At 63.7% G+C, this 21,155-nt stretch carries 21 protein-coding genes and 1 pseudogene; 15 read left to right on the top strand and 7 right to left on the bottom strand.

Features of this window, described 5'->3' with window-relative positions; genetic code table 11:
* Positions 1-5: 5 nt before the first annotated feature.
* Genes PAA8504_RS06465 through ureG form a run of 7 tightly spaced genes read left to right on the top strand, consistent with a single transcriptional unit; the run spans position 6 to position 4,207 of the window.
* The gene (locus tag PAA8504_RS06465; RefSeq protein WP_108893328.1) at positions 6-308 is read left to right on the top strand and encodes an urease subunit gamma; all 303 of its coding nucleotides are present in this window, start codon (positions 6-8) and stop codon (positions 306-308) included.
* A gap of 11 nt (positions 309-319) precedes the next feature.
* Complete coding sequence (locus PAA8504_RS22015; RefSeq protein ID WP_181375716.1) at positions 320-496, top strand: hypothetical protein; 177 nt, start codon at positions 320-322, stop codon at positions 494-496.
* Positions 493-798, top strand: a complete 306-nt coding sequence (locus PAA8504_RS06460; protein ID WP_108893327.1) for an urease subunit beta — start codon at positions 493-495, stop codon at positions 796-798. The genes PAA8504_RS22015 and PAA8504_RS06460 overlap by 4 nt, the downstream gene beginning before the upstream one ends.
* Entirely contained in the window at positions 795-2,504 is a 1,710-nt protein-coding gene (ureC, locus tag PAA8504_RS06455) for an urease subunit alpha (RefSeq protein ID WP_219928904.1), read from the top strand. Before PAA8504_RS06460 ends, ureC begins: the two co-directional genes overlap by 4 nt.
* Positions 2,501-2,956, top strand: coding sequence for an urease accessory protein UreE (locus PAA8504_RS06450; RefSeq protein ID WP_108893325.1), 456 nt, complete (start codon positions 2,501-2,503; stop codon positions 2,954-2,956). The genes ureC and PAA8504_RS06450 overlap by 4 nt, the downstream gene beginning before the upstream one ends.
* Entirely contained in the window at positions 2,913-3,572 is a 660-nt protein-coding gene (locus PAA8504_RS06445) for an urease accessory protein UreF (RefSeq protein WP_108893324.1), read from the top strand. The genes PAA8504_RS06450 and PAA8504_RS06445 overlap by 44 nt, the downstream gene beginning before the upstream one ends.
* Positions 3,569-4,207 (top strand): urease accessory protein UreG, encoded by a 639-nt coding sequence (ureG, locus tag PAA8504_RS06440; protein WP_108893323.1) that lies wholly within the window; start codon positions 3,569-3,571, stop codon positions 4,205-4,207. Before PAA8504_RS06445 ends, ureG begins: the two co-directional genes overlap by 4 nt.
* Before the next feature lie 6 nt (positions 4,208-4,213).
* On the opposite strand, the gene PAA8504_RS06435 is transcribed toward ureG, so the two are convergent.
* Positions 4,214-5,272 carry an acyltransferase family protein gene (locus PAA8504_RS06435; RefSeq protein WP_108893322.1) on the bottom strand — a complete coding sequence of 353 codons (1,059 nt, stop codon included), beginning with the start codon at positions 5,270-5,272 and terminating at the stop codon, positions 4,214-4,216.
* 194 nt (positions 5,273-5,466) lie between these two features.
* On the opposite strand from PAA8504_RS06435, the gene PAA8504_RS06430 reads away from it, so the two are divergent.
* Entirely contained in the window at positions 5,467-6,732 is a 1,266-nt protein-coding gene (locus PAA8504_RS06430; protein ID WP_108893321.1) for a nucleotide sugar dehydrogenase, read from the top strand.
* Positions 6,729-7,907, top strand: a pseudogene (locus tag PAA8504_RS06425) (glycosyltransferase family 4 protein); the annotation flags it as partial. The gene PAA8504_RS06430 and the pseudogene PAA8504_RS06425, both read left to right, overlap by 4 nt.
* A gap of 33 nt (positions 7,908-7,940) precedes the next feature.
* Here PAA8504_RS06425 and PAA8504_RS22685 read toward each other — a convergent pair.
* A complete protein-coding gene (locus PAA8504_RS22685; protein ID WP_281259939.1) occupies positions 7,941-8,303 on the bottom strand; it encodes an acyltransferase in 363 nt (120 codons plus the stop codon).
* Positions 8,304-8,694: 391 nt separating this feature from the next.
* Between PAA8504_RS22685 and PAA8504_RS06415 the strand changes: the two genes are divergently transcribed.
* The 3 genes from PAA8504_RS06415 to PAA8504_RS06405 all read left to right on the top strand — a co-directional run bounded on the left by PAA8504_RS06415 (position 8,695) and on the right by PAA8504_RS06405 (position 11,505).
* A complete protein-coding gene (locus PAA8504_RS06415; RefSeq protein ID WP_108893319.1) occupies positions 8,695-9,993 on the top strand; it encodes an O-antigen ligase family protein in 1,299 nt (432 codons plus the stop codon).
* The gene (locus PAA8504_RS06410) at positions 9,990-10,919 is read left to right on the top strand and encodes a glycosyltransferase family 2 protein (protein WP_108893318.1); all 930 of its coding nucleotides are present in this window, start codon (positions 9,990-9,992) and stop codon (positions 10,917-10,919) included. The genes PAA8504_RS06415 and PAA8504_RS06410 overlap by 4 nt, the downstream gene beginning before the upstream one ends.
* A gap of 61 nt (positions 10,920-10,980) precedes the next feature.
* On the top strand, positions 10,981-11,505 hold the full coding sequence (locus PAA8504_RS06405; RefSeq protein ID WP_245897539.1) for an acyltransferase: 525 nt from the start codon (positions 10,981-10,983) through the stop codon (positions 11,503-11,505).
* Here PAA8504_RS06405 and PAA8504_RS06400 read toward each other — a convergent pair.
* The gene (locus PAA8504_RS06400) at positions 11,423-12,847 is read right to left on the bottom strand and encodes an oligosaccharide flippase family protein (protein ID WP_181375715.1); all 1,425 of its coding nucleotides are present in this window, start codon (positions 12,845-12,847) and stop codon (positions 11,423-11,425) included. The genes PAA8504_RS06405 and PAA8504_RS06400 overlap by 83 nt on opposite strands.
* 84 nt (positions 12,848-12,931) lie before the next feature.
* Here PAA8504_RS06400 and PAA8504_RS06395 point away from each other — a divergent pair, with 84 nt between their 5' ends.
* Entirely contained in the window at positions 12,932-13,780 is an 849-nt protein-coding gene (locus PAA8504_RS06395; RefSeq protein WP_108893315.1) for a glycosyltransferase family 2 protein, read from the top strand.
* On the opposite strand, the gene PAA8504_RS06390 is transcribed toward PAA8504_RS06395, so the two are convergent.
* From PAA8504_RS06390 to PAA8504_RS06380, 3 genes are all read right to left on the bottom strand, one after another.
* Positions 13,682-14,647 carry a sulfotransferase gene (locus PAA8504_RS06390; protein WP_108893314.1) on the bottom strand — a complete coding sequence of 322 codons (966 nt, stop codon included), beginning with the start codon at positions 14,645-14,647 and terminating at the stop codon, positions 13,682-13,684. The two genes, PAA8504_RS06395 and PAA8504_RS06390, sit on opposite strands and share 99 nt — an antisense overlap.
* Complete coding sequence (locus PAA8504_RS06385) at positions 14,647-15,738, bottom strand: hypothetical protein (protein WP_146190457.1); 1,092 nt, start codon at positions 15,736-15,738, stop codon at positions 14,647-14,649. The genes PAA8504_RS06390 and PAA8504_RS06385 overlap by 1 nt, the downstream gene beginning before the upstream one ends.
* Positions 15,739-15,822: 84 nt before the next feature.
* Positions 15,823-16,413, bottom strand: a complete 591-nt coding sequence (locus PAA8504_RS06380) for a polysaccharide biosynthesis/export family protein (RefSeq protein WP_181375714.1) — start codon at positions 16,411-16,413, stop codon at positions 15,823-15,825.
* Between the two features lie 205 nt (positions 16,414-16,618).
* On the opposite strand from PAA8504_RS06380, the gene PAA8504_RS06375 reads away from it, so the two are divergent.
* Positions 16,619-17,995: a GumC family protein gene (locus PAA8504_RS06375; RefSeq protein WP_108893311.1), complete on the top strand. Its 1,377-nt coding sequence runs from the start codon at positions 16,619-16,621 to the stop codon at positions 17,993-17,995.
* Complete coding sequence (locus PAA8504_RS06370) at positions 17,992-18,765, top strand: CpsD/CapB family tyrosine-protein kinase (RefSeq protein ID WP_146190456.1); 774 nt, start codon at positions 17,992-17,994, stop codon at positions 18,763-18,765. The genes PAA8504_RS06375 and PAA8504_RS06370 overlap by 4 nt, the downstream gene beginning before the upstream one ends.
* A gap of 14 nt (positions 18,766-18,779) precedes the next feature.
* Here the strand turns inward: PAA8504_RS06370 and PAA8504_RS06365 are convergent, their stop codons facing one another.
* Positions 18,780-21,137, bottom strand: coding sequence for a hypothetical protein (locus PAA8504_RS06365; protein ID WP_108893309.1), 2,358 nt, complete (start codon positions 21,135-21,137; stop codon positions 18,780-18,782).
* Positions 21,138-21,155: the final 18 nt, after the last annotated feature.

Genomic DNA, 21,155 nt, shown 5'->3' with positions numbered 1-21,155 from the left:
ACGCGATGAACCTGACGCCGCGCGAGAAGGACAAGCTTCTGATCTCGATGGCCGCCGTCGTGGCCCGCCGCAGGCTGGAGCGGGGCGTGAAGCTGAACCACCCCGAAGCCATTGCGTTAATTACGGATTTCGTGGTCGAGGGTGCCCGCGACGGGCGTTCGGTCGCCGACCTGATGGAAGCGGGCGCGACCGTCCTGACCCGCGATCAGGTGATGGATGGCGTGCCAGAGATGATCCACGATGTGCAGGTCGAGGCGACGTTTCCCGACGGCACCAAGCTTGTCACCGTTCATGACCCCATAAGGTAGGAGATTTCCCCATGCGCGCCGCTTTCATCCTGTTCCTGTCCGCTCTTCCAGCCGCAGCGCACGACGGTGTGCATCTTCACCCCCATGGCGGTGAATCCTGGATTGCCGTGGCCATGGGCCTTGCCGTCATCGGCGCGGCCGGGGCGCTGGGTCGCCGCGCGGCGGTGCGCCGAAAGCCGCGCAAGTGATCCCGGGCGAGGTCATGCCGGCCGATGGCCTGATTGCCCTTAACGAAGGGCGAGAGACGGTGACGCTGAAAGTCGCCAACACGGGCGACAGGCCCGTGCAGGTCGGCAGCCACTATCACTTCGCCGAGGCGAACCCGGCACTCGACTTCGACAGGGCCGCGGCGCGGGGCATGCGCCTCGACATCGCTGCCGGGACGGCCGTGCGGTTCGAGCCCGGCCAGGCGCGGGATGTAACGCTGGTGCCTTACGGAGGCGACCGCAAGGTTTTCGGGTTCCGCAAGGACGTGATGGGAGAGCTCTGATGGCCCAGATCAGCCGCGCCGACTATGCCGCGATGTACGGCCCCACCACGGGCGACCGGGTGCGCCTGGCCGACACCGACCTCGTCATCGAGGTCGAGCGTGACCTGACCACCTATGGCGAAGAGGTGAAGTTCGGCGGCGGCAAGGTGATCCGCGACGGGATGGGCCAGTCGCAGGCCAGCCGCGCCGAGGGTGCGGTGGATACCGTGATTACCAACGCGCTGATCGTGGACCATACCGGCATCTACAAAGCCGATGTCGGCCTGAAGGACGGCCGCATCGTCGCCATCGGCAAGGCCGGCAACCCCGACACCCAGCCGAACGTCGACATCATCATCGGCCCCGGCACCGAGGCCATCGCCGCCGAGGGGCGCATTCTGACGGCGGGCGGCTTCGACAGCCACATCCACTTCATCTGCCCCCAGCAGATCGAAGAGGCGCTGATGTCGGGCGTGACGACTATGCTGGGCGGCGGCACCGGCCCCGCCCATGGCACTCTGGCCACGACCTGCACGCCGGGGCCGTGGCACCTCGGCCGGATGATCCAGAGCTTCGACGCTTTCCCGATGAATATCGGCCTGTCGGGCAAGGGCAACGCCAGCCGTCCCGACGCCCTGCGCGAGATGGTCGAGGGCGGCGCCTGTGCGCTGAAGCTGCACGAGGATTGGGGCACGACCCCCGCCGCGATCGACTGCTGCCTCTCGGTCGCGGACGAGATGGACGTGCAGGTGATGATCCACACCGACACGCTGAACGAATCCGGCTTCGTCGAGTCGACCATCGATGCCGTCGCAGGCCGCACCATCCACGCCTTCCACACCGAGGGCGCGGGCGGGGGCCATGCGCCCGACATCATCAAGGTCGCGGGCCTGCCGAACTTCCTGCCGTCCTCGACCAACCCGACGCGGCCCTACACCGGCAACACCATTGCCGAGCACCTCGACATGCTGATGGTGTGCCACCACCTCGACCCGTCGATCCCCGAGGATATCGCCTTCGCCGAGAGCCGCATCCGCAAGGAAACCATCGCGGCCGAGGATATCCTGCACGACATGGGCGCGTTCTCGATAATCGCGAGCGACAGCCAGGCCATGGGTCGGGTGGGCGAGGTCCTGATCCGCACCTGGCAGACCGCCGACAAGATGAAGCGCCAGCGTGGGCGGCTGGCGGACGAGCAGGGTGACAACGACAACCTGCGCGTCCGCCGCTATATCTCGAAATACACGATAAATCCGGCCATCGTACACGGGATGTCGTCGCAGATCGGCTCGGTCGAGGTCGGCAAGCGCGCCGATCTGGTCCTGTGGCACCCTGCCTTCTTCGCCGTGAAGCCCGAACTGGTGATGATCGGCGGCATGATCGCCGCAGCACCGATGGGCGACCCGAACGCCTCGATCCCGACGCCGCAGCCCGTGCACCTTCGCCCCATGTTCGGGGCCTATGGTGGCGCGCGGACGGCGTCCTCGGTCACGTTCGTCAGCGCGGCGGCGATTGGGAACGGCCTGCGCGACCGGCTTGGCGTGGCAAAAGACCTGGTCGCGGTCGAGAACACGCGAAAGATCAACAAGACAGACATGATCCTGAACGACGCGCTTCCCGAGATCGACGTGGACCCCGAAAGCTATGAGGTTCGCGCGAACGGCGAGCTTCTGACCTGCGAGCCGGCGGAGGTTCTGCCCATGGCACAAAGGTATTTCCTGTTTTGATCCGCGCGACCGAGGTCCTGTCCCACACCCACGGCCCCGCCGATACGATCACGCTGGACGAAACCGCCCGTCATCGGCGCAGGATGGTCCTGCAGTCTGACGGGGGGATCGAGTTTCTTCTGGATTTGCCTGCCGCGCGGCTTCTGCGTCATGGGGAGGGGCTGCGTCTCGACGATGGCCGCGTGGTCGAGGTACGCGCCGTGCCCGAACGACTGATCGAAGTGCGCGGGCGCGATGGAAGGCACTTGCTGGCCCTGACCTGGCAGATCGGCAACCGCCACCTGGCCGCGCAGATCGAGGGGGAGCGCGTGTTGATCCGGCACGATCCGGTGATCGCAGACATGCTGCGCGGTCTCGACGCCACGGTCCGGGACGTCGAGGAACCCTTCGACCCGGAGGGCGGCGCCTATGATGGTCACGGCCATGGGGCGCACGCCCACCACCATGATTGAGCTGACACTTCTAAGCTGGCTCTCGCCGGTCTTTCCCACGGGCGGATACGCCTATTCCGGCGGACTGGAAACCGCGGTGGCCGAGGGTCGGGTCACCGACCCCGAAACATTGGCCAGCCGGATCGCCACGGTGATCGAACGCGGCGCCTTGTGGAACGACGCCGTACTGGCGACCGCAGCCTGGCGCGGTGAGGATGTGGTCGAACCGGCGCTGGCGCTCGCTGGCTCGGCCGAGCGCCTGCGGGAGACGGTGGACCAGGGCCGGGCGTTCCGGGACGCGGCGGGATATTGGACCACGCCCCCGTCCCTGCCGGCGGACACGCCGTTCCCCGTGGCGCTGGGGGTCTATGCCCGGCAGGCCGCCATCGACGTATTGCCAATGTGCGTGACGTTCCTGCACGGGTGGGCGTCCGCCCAGACCCAGGCTGCGATCCGACTGTCGGTCATGGGCCAGGACGGCGCGGCGCGGGTCCTGGCGGGTCTGCAACCGCTGATCGCCGACACCGGACAGAAGGCGGCGAACAGTACCTTGGACGGTCTGGGCGGATTTTCCCCTATGCCCGAAATCGAGACCCTGCGCCACGAAACGCTGGATGGAAGGTTGTTCCTGTCATGAAAGACGCCCCGCTTCCCGCCCCCCGGACATCGACGAACGGCCCCCTGCGCATCGGCATCGGCGGCCCCGTCGGCAGCGGCAAGACGACCCTGACCGCGCGCCTCTGCGAGGCGCTGCGCGACACGCTGTCGGTCGGCGTGGTCACGAACGACATCTACACCCGCGAGGATGCCGAGGCCCTGGTGCGGATGCAGGCGCTGCCCTCCAGCCGAATCGAGGGGGTCGAGACCGGCGGCTGCCCCCACACGGCGATCCGCGAGGATGCCTCGATCAACCTGCGCGCCATCGAACGGCTGCGCGGGCGGCATGACGACCTGGACGCGGTGCTGATCGAATCGGGCGGCGACAACCTGGCGGCGACGTTCTCTCCCGATCTGGCGGACCTGACGATCTATGTCATCAGCGTGTGCCAGGGCGATGATATCCCTCGCAAAGGGGGGCCTGCGATCAGCCGCTCGGACCTTCTAATCGTGAACAAGACGGACCTAGCCCCGCATGTCGGCGCGGATCTGGCCCGCATGGAAACCGATGCAAGCGCGGCCCGGGCCGGCCGTCCAACCATCTTCGCCGACCTGCGCCGCGGCGATGGCGTGGAGAAGATCGTCGCGTTCCTGCGGCGGACCGGAGGTCTCTGATCCGTCCTACGGCGCGCCCATGGGCAATGGACGACGCGAGCCGCCGAAGCCCCGTTTCAGGGACAGCGCGGGACGTTCGACCAGGTGCCAGGACAGGATTGCGCAGACAAACGTCAACGGTAGAGCGAAAGCGATGTTCGCCATTGGCGTCGTGTATCCTAGCGACGCACCGAGTTGCTGGATCGGGAAGGCATAGATGTAGATGCCGTAGGAATAATCTCCCGGTTTCTGCCACGCCCGGCCTCGCCGGGGCAAAAACCCGACGACCATCACGCCATACGCAAGCGCTGCCGGAAACAGCGTCGTGAAAACGCCGGTCCCGCGCAAAAGCATGGTTGCGCCGAAAACGGCGATTACAATCCGCAGATCCAGCACGACGCGATCGCGCCAGATATACAGGCAAACGCCTAGAAAGAAGGGCCACCCGAGGTCCAGCACCCGCAACACCCTTGGATGATCGACGCCGGTCGGGATCGCGATCGCCAGAAGCCCCACCCCCACCAAAATGGCCATACGCCGCGACCGCGCTCCGAAAAGGCCGGCGAGCCCGGCGAGCAGAAGCCCCGCATAGCAAATGACTTCGTACATCAGCGTCCACAGCGATCCGTTGACCGTGGGGCCGAAGGGCGCTGCGGTGAACACGCCCGGCAGGGTTTGCTGCAGAGAGACCAGGGACAGGTTTCTTGCCAGGTAGGCCGGGGCTGCGGCCCATACCGCGCCGGGGCTGTCCGACAGCACCATTGCCGCCGCGTGTGTCGCCAAAAGCATGACGACCAGCGCCGGGAACAGACGCAAGGCGCGAGCCCTGACGAACCGGATCGGATCGGGGGTCCTGTCAAAGCTTTGCGCGATAAAGAAGCCCGAGATCGCGAAGAACACCAGTACCGCCACATGGCCCAGGGAAAAGCCGGGAAGGATGGTTGACATTGGCTCGGCCCAGCCGCGACCGTAGGACAGAGGCCAAGCGTGGGAGATCAGGACGGCCACGGCCGCGATCATCCGGATCAGGTCGAAGTGATTGTCCCGATCCCCTGCCCGATCGCCCAGCCTAGATCCGTGCAGCATCGGGCCCGTTTCGGTCTGTTCGCAGGGTCAAGATACCGTCCGCCTGAGTTTCACCCCTGCCAGAGTGGGCGGCAATACTTGGTTTTCCATTAACACAATCCGCCAAATCTCAGAAATTTTTCACGTCGGGATTCACCGGTTGGAAACCATTTCCCCGCTCATTGCCCCAGAGGCACAGAGAGCAGGAGACCTGCATGAAGGTTGCCATCTTCGGATTGGGATATGTCGGATTCACCGCGGCGTGCTGCATTGCCAGCACGGGCCATGATGTGGTGGGCATCGACGTCAGCGCCGCCAAGGTCGCCCGGATCCGTGCAGGTGTCGCCCCGATCGTCGAGCCCGGGATCCACCGGCTTTTGACGAGTGCCCTGTCCTCGAACCGGCTGACGGTCGACACCTGCATCGGCGACCATCTGGATGATGCCGATGTCGCAATCGTCTGTGTCGGCACCCCCTCGGCCCCCGATGGCGCGCATGACATGAGCTTTGTCGCCGAAGTCTCGCGCCAGATCGCCCGGGCGGTTCGGATGCGCACCACGCCCCTGACCGTTGCCTATCGCTCGACCTTTCGGCCGGGCACCCTGGACGACCTGATCGCCCCCCTCTTCCGGCACGAGGTGGGCGCGGACTGGATGTCGCGCGCGCGGCTGGTCTACAACCCCGAGTTCCTGCGCGAGGGGACGTCGGTCCAGGATTATTTCGCCCCGCCGAAGATCGTGATCGGCACCCACGACGGCGCCCCGGACCCGGTGATGGACCGGCTGCACGAGGGGATCGAAGCCCCGGTCTTCACGACCTGTTATCGCGAAGCCGAGTTCACAAAATTCGTCGACAACGCCTGGCACGCCACCAAGGTCGCTTTCGCCAACGAGATCGGGCGGATGTGCCTGAACCTCGGGATCTCGGCCGGGCAGGTGCACCGGATGTTCGTGGCCGATACCAAGCTGAACGTGTCGGCCTGTTACCTGCGGCCCGGTGGGGCGTTCGGCGGGTCCTGCCTGCCCAAGGACGTGCGGGCGCTGCAATACATCGCGGCGGACAGCGGCACGCACATGCATCTGGTCGACGCGCTGATCCGGTCGAACGATGCCCACAAGCACCGGCTGTTCGAGTATGCCGTGGCAGGTTTGCCCAAGGGGGCCAGGGTGCTTCTGGCCGGGCTTGCCTTCAAGGCCGAGACCGACGACCTGCGCGAAAGCCCCAACGTGGACTTGGCCCGCAAGCTTCTGACGGCCGGGTTCGACCTGGCGATCTATGACCCCGCGGTCGATCCGGCCGCCCTGACCGGGGCCAACCTGGGATACGCGTTCAGCCACCTGCCCGACCTGCGGGACCTGATGGTCGATGCGTCCGTGGCCGAGACGGGGCACTTCGATCGCATCCTCGCGGTGAACGCGACCGCCCGGCGTCTGAACCTGCGCGGCGATATTCCCGTCCTCGACCTCAGTGCACTGCCATGAGGGGGCTCGACGCGCTGCGGCGCACGCAACCGCTTGCCGGACGCCGGATCCTGATCCTGGTCGAAAACCTTCCGGTTCCGTTCGACCGGCGTGTCTGGCAGGAATCTCTGACGCTGGCGGCCGCAGGGGCCAAGGTATCGGTCATCTGCCCCACGGGGCCCGGGTGCGAGGCCGAGGAAGAGACCCGGGACGGCATCCACATCCATCGCCACCCCCTGCCGACCGAGGCGGACGGGGCGCTGGGCTATGCAAGGGAATACGCGGCCGCGCTATGGCACCAGGGCCGTCTGGCCTGGAAGATCCACCGGACGCGCGGGTTCGACACGATCCAAGCCTGCAATCCGCCCGATTTGCTGTTCCTCGTCGCGCTGCCGTTCATCCTGTTCCACAAGGTGCGCTTCGTCTTCGACCACCACGACATCTCGCCCGAGCTGTTCGAGGCCAAGTTCGGCCGGCGCGGCCCGCTGTGGCGGCTGATGCTCTGGCTGGAACGGGCGACCTTCGGGCTGGCCGACGTCGTGATCTCGACCAACGAGTCCTACCGCCGCATCGCGCTGGATCGCGGTTGCAAACCGCCCGGGCGGGTGCATGTCGTCCGCTCGGGGCCCGATCTGGACCGGTTGCGCCCGGTCCCGCCCGATCCGTCCTGGCGCAACGGGCGGGCCTATATGGTGGGCTATGTCGGCGTGATGGGCCAGCAGGAGGGAATCGACCTGCTTCTGGACGCGGCTGCGCGGATCGTGCGGGCGGGCCATGACGTGCAGTTCGTGCTGGTGGGCGGCGGACCTGCACTGCCGGGCATGCGTGCGCTGGCCGCGAAGATGGGGCTGGCGGACCACGTGACCTTCACGGGCCGGGCGCCGGACGCGGCGCTGTTTTCGGTCCTGTCGACGGCCGATATCTGCGTAAATCCCGACCGGGTCACGGTCATGAACGACAAGTCGACGATGAACAAGATACTGGAATACATGGCGTTTTCAAAACCCATCGTCCAGTTCGACGTGATCGAGGGCAGGGTGTCGGCGGGGAATGCCTCGCTCTACGCACGCCCCGACGATACCGCCGACATGGCTCGGCTGATCGTCGATCTTCTGCACGATCCGTCAAGACGGGACGCGATGGGGCGTGCGGGGCGCCGACGACTGGAGGCGCAGTTCGACTGGAGCCACCAGATCGCCCCGCTGATCGCCGCCTACCGGGACGCCGGCTCAGGTCAGACCCGCCTCCGCAAGCGCGGCTTCGGCGGCGTCGGCGGTCAGGAAACGACCATAGGGGCCGACCTCGATCTCGCTGCGCAGGATACGGGCGGGATTGCCGGCCACCAGCGACCGCGGCGGAACCGACTTCGTCACAACGGACCCGGCCCCCACGACCGAGCCGTCGCCGATCTCGACCCCTGGCAGGATCAGGCTGCGACCGCCGATAAAGCAGTCCGTCCCGATACGTGTATGAAGGTATAGGCCCCGGGTCCGATCATGCGTCAGGATGCGCGTCTCGAAGGCGATGTAGCTGCGCGCGCCCACATGCACGCCGATGGGAAACGTCCGGTCGAGCTTGGCGGAAAGCGACATCTGCATCGTCGGGTGCAGGTCCATTCCCCAGACCCGCCGCAGCCATGCACGGCGCAACCCGACGATGGCGTTTCGCAGTCCCGCCAGCCGATTCAGGCCCCGGCGCCGCGCCTTGGCCGTTCGGCCGCTGTTCATCGTGTTTAACTCCGCGTTAACCGACAACGCCTAAGCCTGATCGCAACCCCGATGGAGCCGGTCAAGCTTTGATGCCCGTCAGAATACTGTGCATGCTCCTGTGTTTCGGTCTCGCCCCGGCCGTGAAGGCGGATGGCGGTCGGACGGTCGCGCCCCCGGGCGTCGCACACGCGGCGTTCGATGCGCCGCAGGACGGGATGGCGGCGCCTGCTCCAACGCTCTGGGCCGGTTGCGGGCATGCTACGGGTAGGACCCGATGACCGAGTATGGCGTCCGGGGAAAATGGATTGGCCTTTCGATCATACTGGCATCCCTTTTCCTGCCCACCCATTTCGAGGTGGCATCGATCCGATTCACCCCCTCCCTCGTGGTCCTGATCTTCGCCGCGCCCTTTGCCGCGGGACTGTTCTTCGCTCAAAGACAGCGCATCCGCCTGCCGGACGTGCTGATCATGGCCTTCGTCTGTTGGCAGGGCCTGACCATCGCGATGAACAATCCGGGGCGCTTCGTCGAGTTCACCGGACAGCAGACCCTGATGACGCTGGGCGGTTACCTGATCGGACGCACGATGATCCGGGACGCCCGGGACCTGGCCGCCCTGATCCGCATCGGCGGCGCGATCGTCGTGTTCAGCCTGCCCTTCGCCCTTTACGAGGCGTTGACCGATGATCCCATCGTCCTTCTCTGGATCGACCAGTATACCGGGTTCGACACCTTCATCCCCAACGATTACGAACCGCGCCTTGGGTTGCACCGCGCGCAATGGGTGTTCACGCATCCGATCCATTACGGGCTGCTGGGGGCGTTCTTCCTGCCGCTCGTCGTCCTTGGCCTTCGGGGCGCAGACCGACCTGTCTTCCGCATGTCGTGCGGTCTTCTGATCTTCAGCGCCTGCGTTCTTTCGGTCTCGAGCGGGGCCATTCTTGCCGCGTTCCTGCAAGCGGGCGTCTATATCTGGTACCGGCTGGCCAAGCTGTTCGGTCCACCATGGCGTATCGTTCTGGCGACGGGAGCCGTTCTTTACGTCGTGCTCGAGGCGATAACCACGAAAAGCGCGTTTTTCGCCATCAGCGGTCGGCTGGCCATCAATCCGCAGACCGCGCATTACCGGACGTTGATCTGGGACTACGGATCGGCGCAGGTCGTGCGGACGCCGATCTTCGGAAACGGGTACAACTATTGGCCCCGGCCGCACTGGATGGTGTCAAGCGTCGACAACTACTGGCTGCAGCAGGCCATGGTTCATGGGGTACCCGCCGTGGCCTGCGTGGCCGGGGCGCTTGTGTACGCCGTCGTCGCGGTCAACCGCGGACAGGACAACGACGCGATGCGGCTGGCCTGGACGCTGTTCCTGATCGGCTTCGCGATGAGCGCAGCGACGGTCGCGATCTGGGGTGAAATCCAGACGCTGTTCATGATCCTGTTCGGCGCTGGCCTTTGGATGCTGCCCCGGAAAGCCATCGCACCGAACGTCCGCACCCCGCGCCCGTTCAGCCGCAACATCGCTCCGCGCCTGACCCGCTTTCCCGCCGGCCAGACAGGAAGCACGGCATGAGCCAGCCTGACCTGACCGTCATCATCATAAGCTACAACACCCGCGCGCTGACGCTGAAATGCCTGTCGACACTTTTCGAAACCACTCGTGAGACCACTTTTCGGACGGTGGTCTTCGACAACGCCTCGGATGACGGATCGGCCGAGGCCATCGCGCAGGCTTTCCCCAGGGTCGAGCTGATCAGGTCGGAACGGAATGTAGGGTTTGCCAAGGCCAACAACCTGGTGGCCGAAAAGGCCCGAACGGAATGGCTACTGCTTCTGAACCCCGACACCGAGTGTCATGAAGGGGCGGTCGACCGGCTTCTGGCGTTCTCCCGCGCGCGTCCCGACGCCGGCATTACCGGGGGCCGGACCGTCTTCCCCGACGGCGCGCTCAACCCCGCGTCGTGCTGGATGCGGATCACCCCGTGGTCGGCATTCTGCAAGGCGACGGGCCTGTCAGCCATGTTCCCCGACAGCGCGCTTTTCAATCCCGAGGGCTTGGGCGGATGGCGGCGCGATACGGTGCGCGAAGTCGATATCGTGGTGGGGTGTTTCCTGATGATACGAAAATCCCTGTGGGATCGGCTGGAAGGCTTCGATCCGCGGTATTTCATGTACGGGGAAGAGTCCGACCTGTGCCTGCGCGCCCGCAAGCTGGGGTTCCGGCCGATGATCACGCCCGAGGCGCAGATCATGCATCTTGTCGGTGCCTCGTCGAAAACCGTAGCGCGCAAATACGTCCACAGCGCCAAGGCCCGCGCGACCCTGACGGCCGATCACTGGCCGCGCTGGCAGGTGCCTTTTGGCCGCGCCATGCTGGTCCTGTGGGTCGGAAGCCGCGTCTTGGCCACCCGCGTCGCTGGCCGCGACGCCGCAGCCCGGATGTGGACCGAGGTCTGGGAAGCGCGGCGCGACTGGATCCGGGGCTATGGCCGTGGATAGGCCCGTCCAGAAGATCCGGCGTACACGCCGGGCGCGGTTCTTACGGCTGCTTGGATCCGTATTGGATCCGCGCGCATGGGCGCATCTGCTGAAAATCGTGAACTTCTACAACTATACCCACGTGCAGGAACTGCGTGCGGCCGATGTCGATCGCTCGGCGAACATCGCGCCCACGGCCGGGTTCGCGAATGGTCGGAACCTGCGGATCGGCGCGCGGGTGACCGTCGGGGCTTATTGCCAGATCTGGGCGGGGTCAGGCCGCGCGCGGATCGTGATCGGCGACGACACGCTTCTGGGACCAGACGTGATGATGACGGCGGCGAACTACCGCTTTAATGACGGCAGCCCCTTGGCGCGTCAGGCCATGAATGAGGCCGATATCCTGATCGGGTGCGATTGCTGGATCGGCCGCGGCACGACGGTCCTGGCTGGCGCCCGGATCGGGGACGGTGCCGTTATCGGCGCAAATTCGGTCGTCCGGGGCACGGTGCCGCCTTTCGCGATCATGGCAGGGTCACCGGCGCGGGTCGTTGGCACGCGAAGCTGTGGCGCGATGCCAGAAAACGAATGGGAAGAATCCGCCTGAGCTGGGGCGAAAAGGTCAGCAGCCCGCCGCACGACAACAGGGCAGCACCCGCCGTCCACACCTGACCGAAGGCCAAGGTCAGGACCGGCAGCCCTGACAATGCGACCCCGGTCACGACAAGTGCGGGCCCAAGGGCGCGGACGGGAAGCAAGACGCGCCGCGAGCCGACGAACAGGGCCAGCGCGGTACCCGCAACTTCAGCCAGGATCGCGACGAAAACCACGCTCAGAAGTGTACCGTCCCGGGACAGGATGACCCATACTGCTGGAAGGGAAAGGGCGCGGATCAGGTCCGTCGCGGCCCCCAGCCATGATACTCCGCACGCGAGCGCCGCCGTGTTCATACCCGCGCGGCACACGCGAAGGGCCTGTTGAACCGCCATCCAGGGCAGGAGGAGCCCAAGCGCCTGGAATGCCGGGCCAAGCGCCCAGTCGATCAGAACCGGGCCAGCCACCATGACGCCGGCACACAGAACGATGGCAGAAAGCAAGGTAGCCTGGGCGCAGGCCACGGCCGCGGGTCGAAACGCGGACGTGCCCATGGCGCGGGACAGCTGAGGCAGGAACCACGATTGCAGCGATTTGGTAACGACCAGTGTCGGCGCAAGCGAAATCGTGACCCCCATGGCGAACACGCCGAGCGCCTCGAACCCGAGGGACCGCGCGACCAGGATCTTGTCGCCTTGGAACACCGCAAAGAGGACGACCCCCTGCAACAGGATCGGCCATCCGAACCGTACACTGCGCCGCCACACCAACAGATCGGCGCGCACCCGATAGGGGCGTTCGGCCATGATGTGCGAGGTCAGGCAGGCGCAGATCTCCTGAATAAGCAGGGCGCCAAGCATGATGCGCCAGTCCTGCGCAAGATACGCGAGCGGGAAGATAGCAATGAAGGAGATCGCCGCCGCACTGGTGGCGGTCAGAAGCACAGGGCCGAACCGCATCGCCCTTGTCTGCCGGTGGATGTCGAAATTATGGAACGCCCGGATCAAGGGGGCCAAAGCCAGGACCCGGTAGGCCCAGGCCAGATCGGGCATGCCCAGAAAGGCGGAGATAGGTCCCGCGCACAGGAAAAGCGCAAGCGCCGACATGCCGCCTCGCGCGATCTGGAACCCGTGAACCGCCGCCAGGTAATCGCGGCCGCCGCCCTCGGGCGACTGGACGATCTGGGCCTGCATTCCGAATTGCGACGCCATCTCGACCAAGGCCATTGCGACGGCAAAGGTCGCCGCGATACCGTAATCCTCGATCGGGAGAAGATGCGCGATAAGGAGGTTGCGCGCCAACAACAAGGCCGACGCGGTGGCATTGCCGCCAAGAAGTGCCAGTAACCTTGCCAAAATCGATCGCCTTTCACCCCCGTGATCCGGCCTACCCGCCAGAGTTTAACCAATCCTTTCCGTTTCCCCCGTATTGCCCGGGACATGCCCCGTGCTGCCATCATCATCCCGCATCGTGACGATCCGATCCGGTTGGAACGGTGTCTGGACGCCCTTCTTCCCATTGCCCGGGACATCGAGATCTGCGTGGTCGACAACGGATCGACCAGCGACCTGACGTCCCTGCGAGACAGGTTTCGCGCGGTGCAGTTCGTCGACGAACCGATCCCTGGGGCCGCCGCGGCCCGAAACCGGGGGGTAAAGGCGACCTCCGCCCCGCTGCTGTTTTTCCTTGATTGCGATTGCGTGCCGGACGTTGGCTGGACCACCCGCGCATTGTCGGCGGCTGCAAAGGCGGACATCGTGGGTGGCCGGGTTTCTGTGTTCGCAGAAGCTGGCAGCAAGCTGTCCGGAGCCGCGGCGTTCGAGATCGTGTTCGCCTTCGACAATCGCCGCTATGTGGAAACTATGAATTTCTCGGTAACGGCGAACCTGCTGACAACGCGGGCGGTCTTCGATGCGGTGGGTCCGTTCCGCGACGGGGTGTCCGAAGATGTGGACTGGTGCCACCGGGCCGTCGCGGCCGGATACCGCCTGTCCTATGACCCGGAACTGGCGGTCTCGCATCCCGCAAGGTGCGACTGGGCCGCGCTATCGGGCAAATGGCGCCGCACGACGCAAGAGGCGTTCGGCCTGTCACGCAGGCACCCGGCACGATGGCTGGCGAAGGCGCTGGTCCTTCCCGTCAGTGCCCTCGTCCACGCGCCGAGGGTGATCCGCAGCCGGGAACTTTCGTCACTGCGCAGCAGGGGCCTGGGGCTTGTCACGCTTTTCGGGATACGATGCGCGCGATCCTTCTGGATGGTGCGTCTGGCTTTGGGACGCGCGATCTAGGCATCGCTCTCCGGCTGCAAGGAACTGGGCGTAGCTCGCACCGACATGGCGGTCGAACCTCGAGAGCACCTCCATGTTCCAGTCGGCGCGCCAACCAGACGACAGAACGACCGAATCCCGTGCCAAGTCGTGCTGTCGTGCATGTAATGGCTTGACGGTCTTGGCCCGGGTGGACCGCGAAACGAAGGCGTCGAGGGACGCTTTGCCTGCGTCCGTTGCCCCAAGGAAACCTGCCAGCGCGCGTCCCAGACGATCCGTGTCAAGGAAGACAGTCTCGTGGGGTACGACAAAAAGACCCTGGTCGCGCAGAACGCGAGGATCGGCCAGCAGTGGGCCGTACAGATCCAGCCACCAGGCGCACATACGCTCGATGCGATCACCCGTTCCGCGGTCCGAAACCCGCCATCCCATACGGTCGAGGGACCGCAAGATCGCGGCGGGATGGCGAACCGATACGATCACCCGATGGCCCGAGGCCAGCAGAAGGGGTGTCATCCTGAGAAGGAACGGGTCCTTGATCGCCATGAAAGCAGTGGGAGCACGGTGAAAGGCGTGAAAGGCCCGCTCCGTCCCGCTGCCACGGACAAGGACAGAGGCTGTCGAAAGTGGGCGTTTCAGATCGACCTTCCGATGAAACCTTGCCGTTCCATCCTGCAGGCACCGCAACCCGTCGAAAAGAATGTCCCGGTCGGACAGACGATCGGGATCCAGATACCAGTCGGAGACTCGGCGCAGCCCGAAGTTCGGGTGGAACGGTTCGTCCAGAAGCCGGGTGCCGGTGATGGCGGACGTCGCATGGCCCAGCCAGGTCGTCCCGCTTCGATGCATGCCGGTCACGAAGCACAGCCTTGGTTCCCCCGGCGTCATCAGTATTTCGTCCGGAAGGCGCGGACCAGATTGACCTCGAACTCGGCGTTCTTCGATGTCCCTTCCGCCTCCAGAAGGCCGAGGCCGATCCCGACGTTCACCGAAATGTCCCGCGTAAGAGCATGCTCGCCCCCGAAGACGACCCGCGCTTCGGCCCGGTCGATCCCGGAATCAAGGGGGTCTGCTCGGCCAAAAGAAAGCCCCACCAGCGCCTCGGTCAATGGGCCCAGTTTCCGGCGCATTCTCAGATCCACCGCCGTCACATTCTGAGGCCCGGTCTGCGCGTCGTCACGGACCGCGCGGGCGAGCCCCAGCTCCGCCCACGTGTTCGGCACGATTTCGGATCGCCATGCGACCTTTCCCGTCGGAACATACCGGTCATCGATGCGGAGTGCGCCGGCCTCCAGCACTATTGACGTGCGCTCGGAAAGCCTGCGTTCGCTCCCTAATTCGAAGCCGGTTCGGTCGCCCTGCCCATTGCCTTCCAGAACGGCGTTCGCAAAAGACGTTCCAAGCGGCAAATCCCGTCTTAAACCGAACGTTAGCCGGTTCGACGTATTGGTTTCCGGGCCGCTGGTGGTCGTCTCGCTGGTGAACTCCGCGATGCCGAACCAAGCTGCGCCGAGACCCAAGTTCAGATCGACCGAAAAGCCGTTTTCCGTTCGATCCCCGACACCCGATTCGTTGCTCCAATCCACGCGATGGGCCCCGACCTGGGCTTTCAGGGGGCGCGCTCCCTCGACCGAAAGGGAAAGCAAGGCACCTAGCTCCCGCCGGGTCTCGTCATTTCGGGCGACCCGATCGACGTCGAGCGGCTGTACCTCAAGGAGCGAGATATCTTCCCGCCCGGCATAGGCCCCGAACTCAAGCCTGGTCCTTGGGCGCGCAATGAAGGCTGATAACGAAGCGGTGGTATCCGGAAGGCCATAATCGCTGTTCTTACTCTCGATCCGCCCACCAAGCGTCAGTGTGACGCCCGATGACGGGGTCGCAGTCGAAAGCAGCCCCGACAGATCCAAGGTCGCCCCCGCGTCGCCCTCCCCGGATCGACGCTCGCCGGTTATTCCGGTCGAAACGTCAAGACTGATCACGCGACCCCCAGGTTCACCCGAGGTTTGAGGGGCGGAAATCAGACTTGCCACGCAGGCAAGCGCGAGGGTGCGCATCGGGTCCGGTCACTCGAACAGGCGGCGAACCGGAACGACGAACGTGTCGCCATGCGTAACGCGAAGACTGCCGCTAGCGCTCTGACCACGTTCGATGGCGTTGTAGTTCAGGCGATGAATGCTCTCTTCGTCTTTCGTCGTTCGCCGCAACTGGATCCGTTTCGTCGCAGCAAACGGGCTGAACCCTCCGGCAAGCGAGAACACCTGCAGTACGGTTGTCCCGGGCTCTACTTCGATCCGACCGGGCTGACCGACTTCGCCCAGAACATACACGCTGATCGTCTCGTCTTCCGAAGGCTGCGCGATCGGCGCGACACCGGATATAGAAAGGGTGATCGTTGGCGGATAGGCAAATTTGTCTGCCAATTTCGCAGACAAGTCTGCGCGGATCTGATCCACACTACGCCCTGCAGCCAAGACGGATCCGGCCATCGGAATCGCAAGCCGGCCATCAGGCGGCACGAGGACGGTCCGATCAAGCGACGAATCCTCGATAACTTCCAAGCGAAGCGTGTCACCGGGGCGAACCCGGTACGCATCAGCAAGCGCAGCAGGCGCCAATAGAAAAATCAGGGCGAATAGGCGGAATAGCACGGACATCGGATTCTCCGACAGGTTCTGACCCGGCCACCTTGCCCTCGTGAAGGTTAACAATTCGTGCAACATGGAAGGCTCGACGCGCCACCCGATCTTAACGGTAATTTCACCAAAGCCGGGTGAGAGCATACAAGATGCCTTACGGAACGCGTACGCCCGCTCCTTTCAACCGACGGCAGAGAACCCAGTGGAAAGGGCCATCTAAGTGATGCAAAAGTCGCGTTTTCTATTCCGACTGCTGAAACGCCGACTTCCGGTTGCGTTGGCGGTCATGGCGGGCTTCGCCGTGATCGGGCTGCTAGTAGGCGTTGCGCGCCCGATTACCTACAAGGCGGATGCGATACTCATGGCAAGCTTTGGTCAGATCGACGAAGGGATTTCGCAGTCTGGGGTGCAAACCGACGAGATTCTTTCTCTGCAGGTCATTCAGCAGAAAATCTTAACTCGAAACCGTCTGGAAGAGATCAAAGGGAAGCTCAATGGCAACCCCGATCTCGACATTCAGGACCTTCGTGACAGTACAAGCATCAATATTTCCGGTGGACCAGCTTTGCGGGGACCGTCGCAGCCAATCGTCGTCCGTGTATCTTTCTCCCACAAATCTCCTGAAATAGCAGCCGACGTCGCGAACGAAATTGCACGTGAAATTGCCTCCTGGAACAAGGAGATGCGCTTGGACATCTCGGCCAGAAATCTTGAACTGTCTCTCGACGCTCTTAACCAGCTTTCCCGCGATGTTGAGGCGAAAACCGCGGAAGTACGGTCGTTCAAACTTTCTCATTCCGACGCGCTACCTGCGTCTCTTGCCATACTCAGGACTGAGAAGGAGCTGTACGAAAGCCAATTGGTACAGCTCGAAGAAGAGAGGGCGTTGATCGAGGGGCGCCTTGCCGGGGGCGGTTCGAAAGAAGCATCAGAGATTGAGAGTAGATTGCAGGAAATCCAAATCGAATACGAGACTTTAGCCTCCGTGTATACGTCCACTCATCCGAGACTCAAGGAGCTTTCAGGCCAAATGTCCGTTCTCAATTCTAGGGGGGAACGTCTCGCAGTGCGATCTGGCTTGGAGGATGAGGCAGCGACGCAGAACCTTCACGACAAACTGCACGACATCGAAGAAAAGAAACAAGATATTCTCATAGAGATTCAGAGTCTTGAGGAGTCTATTGTAAAAACTCCAGTCATCGCCCTCGATCAATCTCGAATTGAGGGGGAACTGGCCAAGCTCACCGCTGATCACGACGAAGCGAGGCGAATTGCGCGTCAGGCCAGGTCCCAGCATTTGATTGAACAGCAATATATGGAAAGGCGGATTGAACTGGTCGAACCGGCGATCGCCACAAATAACCCCAACGGGGTTAGTTTCGAAATTTTCATGTCTATCTTCGCGATCGCCGGACTTTCGCTTGGTTCCGTATTAGCTGTGACTCTGGAATACATCGACAAAACGATTCGACACCCTGCAGATATATCCAAATCGATCGGGATCGACGTGATCGGAAGTGTTCCGTTTATCCCATCGGACCAGGAAAATTTACACTCCATATTGCGAAATCGCCTGGCCCCGTTGGTGATACCGACATGAGCATGGATAGCACGAAATACGGCTTTGATCGATCAGCTGGCTCAAACGTGAAATTCGATCGAGCAGCTGGCAAGGACTTTCACCCCACTGCGACAGACAACTGGAAAGCCCTTCAACCGTTTCACCCTACAGAGAAGCATCTGGTCGAGAACCGTATCTTATCCTATGGCGGAACGCCCGAAAGTGCGGCATTCGATCAGCTTCGCACCCGCATCTCGCGCCGCGCGGAATCGCAAGGATGGAAGCGCATTGTCATCACGTCTCCCACTCCCCGATGTGGCCGGTCGACGATCACGGTCAATCTTGGTTTCGGCCTCGCGCGTCAGATCGGGAAACGAATCATCTCGGTCGAGACCGACTTCCGTAATCCCTCGCATGCCGGGCTGATCGACCTTCCCCCGGCGAAACTTTCAGCGGCCTATTTCTACTCAGGCGAAGCACGGTTTTCTGACTGCGCCGTCCTAGTCCGCCCGAATTTCGCCATGGCCGTGGCCGGAAGCCCCATGGCCGCTGCGTCCGACATCCTTCTCGATCCGGCCGTCGGTGATGCCTTGGCTGAAATCGGCGCCGAGTATGCGCCGGACGTGACCCTTTTTGATACGCCGCCAATTCTCGCCCATGATGATACTCTGGCGTTTCTCTCCCATGCAGATTGCGCACTGATCGTGGCCGAGGCTGATCGCACGACGACCGCGGAACTAGACGAATGCGAAAGGCTGGTGGCCCAGGAAACCAATGTGCTGGGCGTCGTGCTCAACAAGACGCGTTAAGCACGACCCGTTTACTATCGCGCAGTCGGGGCTCCATTCACCAGCCAGGTCCCACCGGAACCAGTGCCGCTTTCGGCATAATAAGGCGCGTTCGCCGTCCCGCGCACTTGCCAACGCGGGGCACCCAAGCCGTCGATCTCACCGTCCGCCGTTCCCTTGAACCAGACTGCCAGGCAATCCACCGCGCCAATCCAACCGTTCCCAGACCCGGTAAGGAAATGGACGGCCCTGTTCGCCTCGAATGATTGAACGTTCGGCGCAATAGCCAAGTCTTCCACGAAAACCCCGTCCTTCCAAACCCTGATCCTGCCCGCGGCGAGGTCCACGGACACGATCAGATCGACGAGTGTCCCAGCTGGCAAATACGTCGACGTGGAGGGGACCGTGACAGTGCCGCCAGCGTCCATCATGAGAAGTCGCAACTTGCCGTTTGGCACCTTCTGCACGTTCAATCGCACAGCTTCGATCCCACCGAGATCCATCGTGTCGCTCGAAGCGTCCGGCGCGATCTTCCACCGCCACGTGATCGCGGAAACGCCGTCTGGAATCAGGTTCGGGTCACGGAACACGACAGAACCATCCGATCCGAACTGGCCGTCCCGCGCCAACGTCGAGGCAATCTCGGCCGCGTCAGGGATAGGTTCGATGGCTACTCCATCGACGCCCGACACCCCATTGACCGCCAGCGGGAGGTCCATCCAGAGACTGTCGAAGGCATCATCGGGCATGACGACCAGTCCGGACGCCCCGCCCAATCCATAATCTATTCGAGTGTTGCCGTCGAACGCTCCGCCATTCGGGTATACGCGAATGCGCCCCCCGACGATCTCGACCCGCTGGGCCGGGACACCATCGATCCGAAAACCCGCGACTTGGGTACGGTGAGGATGGGTCGTCTCAGGGGGCATCAATCCACGCTCCAGCCGGGTTGTGCTTAGTCGTGGCATGGCACCCGCGCTGTCTTCGAACCAGAACTCGGCATAATCAGAACGCCAGAACGCCCGGTTCAAACGCGGAACCTCATCGGTCACCCGCCCCAAAGCGTGCAACGCGGCAATCGCTGTATGGCGGGCACGGGCGGGCAAACCGTCGTCGCTGTGGGTCGAGGGGTGGGCGAAATCGGTCCAGTTGCGCCAGGTGTCCGGATTCGGATCGAAGCCGTCGGCATACCGCGTCCCGACCCATTCTGTCACAGTGGTAGGAGATCCGTTCTGGTAGAGGACGATCTCCGGGCCCTTCGGGCGCATGATGGGACCCAGCGCTGGGTCGGTGACCATTCCGCGAATCGACACACGCGTATCCTGCTTCTGGTCGCGCAATCCCGGCACGTATCCCCCGGTGGAATCCATCGAGAAGTCTTCGAAACGATGGGGACCGTGGAACGCCAGCTTCGTCACGTCCGAACGAAACAAAGCCTCGGGGCGGTCAGCTCCTGACAGATCCCACAGGAAATGATCGATGCGATAGTCGGTTCCGCCGTCGCTCATCGTACCGCCGGCCGGGAACGTCGAGCCGTCACGGCGCAGCCCGCTATAAAACGGATAGAACCGCGTCGCGAAGTTGTCGCCCGGGGCACTGTCAGCCGCCGTCCAGCTGTCCATGACGACCCCCACATCCGATCCCCACGAGCGGACAAGGTCCACACCCTCGGCCAACGTGGCGGTCCAGGCGCGGGCATAGTTCGTATCGTCGACCAGCGCCGTCCGGCTTGTCCCCGCCATCGTCCCGTCGACGATCAGAATCGTCTCGCCCGGTGCATTGCTGGACAGGATCTTTGCAATATGGGCCAGGGCCGCCGTGAACGGTGAGCCTGACCGGACCGGGACGACCCCCAGTTCCGCGTACCCTCTCGGGCCGCGATGATCGCGGGTGACCACGAACAGGCAATCGTCATCGAACTGCGGAACGGACTGCCACCTGCGATCGTCGAAGAGGGGATCGAACATCCGGCTGTCCTCGGACTGACCGATCAGGCAGACCACATGTCCGATCAGAATGTCACCCACTTCGGCGGTCCCGGCCTTCCCAGACACCCGCACCTGGGCCTTCAATCGCCCCTCATGCCGCATCGCCCCGGGATAGGTTCCCGACCAATGGCCGCCCTCGACGGCACCGATCGGCACCCACGGATGGACCTCCCCACGATCTTGGGTTCGAACCAGTCGGGCCTGAACCTCGGCGCCATCGGGGGCGTTTGCCTGCCCTGAAAGTGGAATATCGGCCGTATTCTCCCCCCTGGCCGCACCGGAATCGAACACGATCACGGGCTGCGCCAGCGCGTCGATCGTGATTGGCGGGGCATATGCCAGCCCAGACAGGGCGGACGGCGATGCGGCACAGGTCGACAGCCCGGCCCCGATGGCAAGTTCCATGAGAAGACTCCGGCAAGA

Source organism: Palleronia abyssalis (assembly GCF_900302445.1).
GTDB classification, from domain to species: Bacteria; Pseudomonadota; Alphaproteobacteria; order Rhodobacterales; family Rhodobacteraceae; genus Palleronia; species Palleronia abyssalis.
The sequence above is the reverse complement of the archived record's forward strand: the minus strand, read 5'-3'. Positions and strand labels throughout refer to the sequence as shown.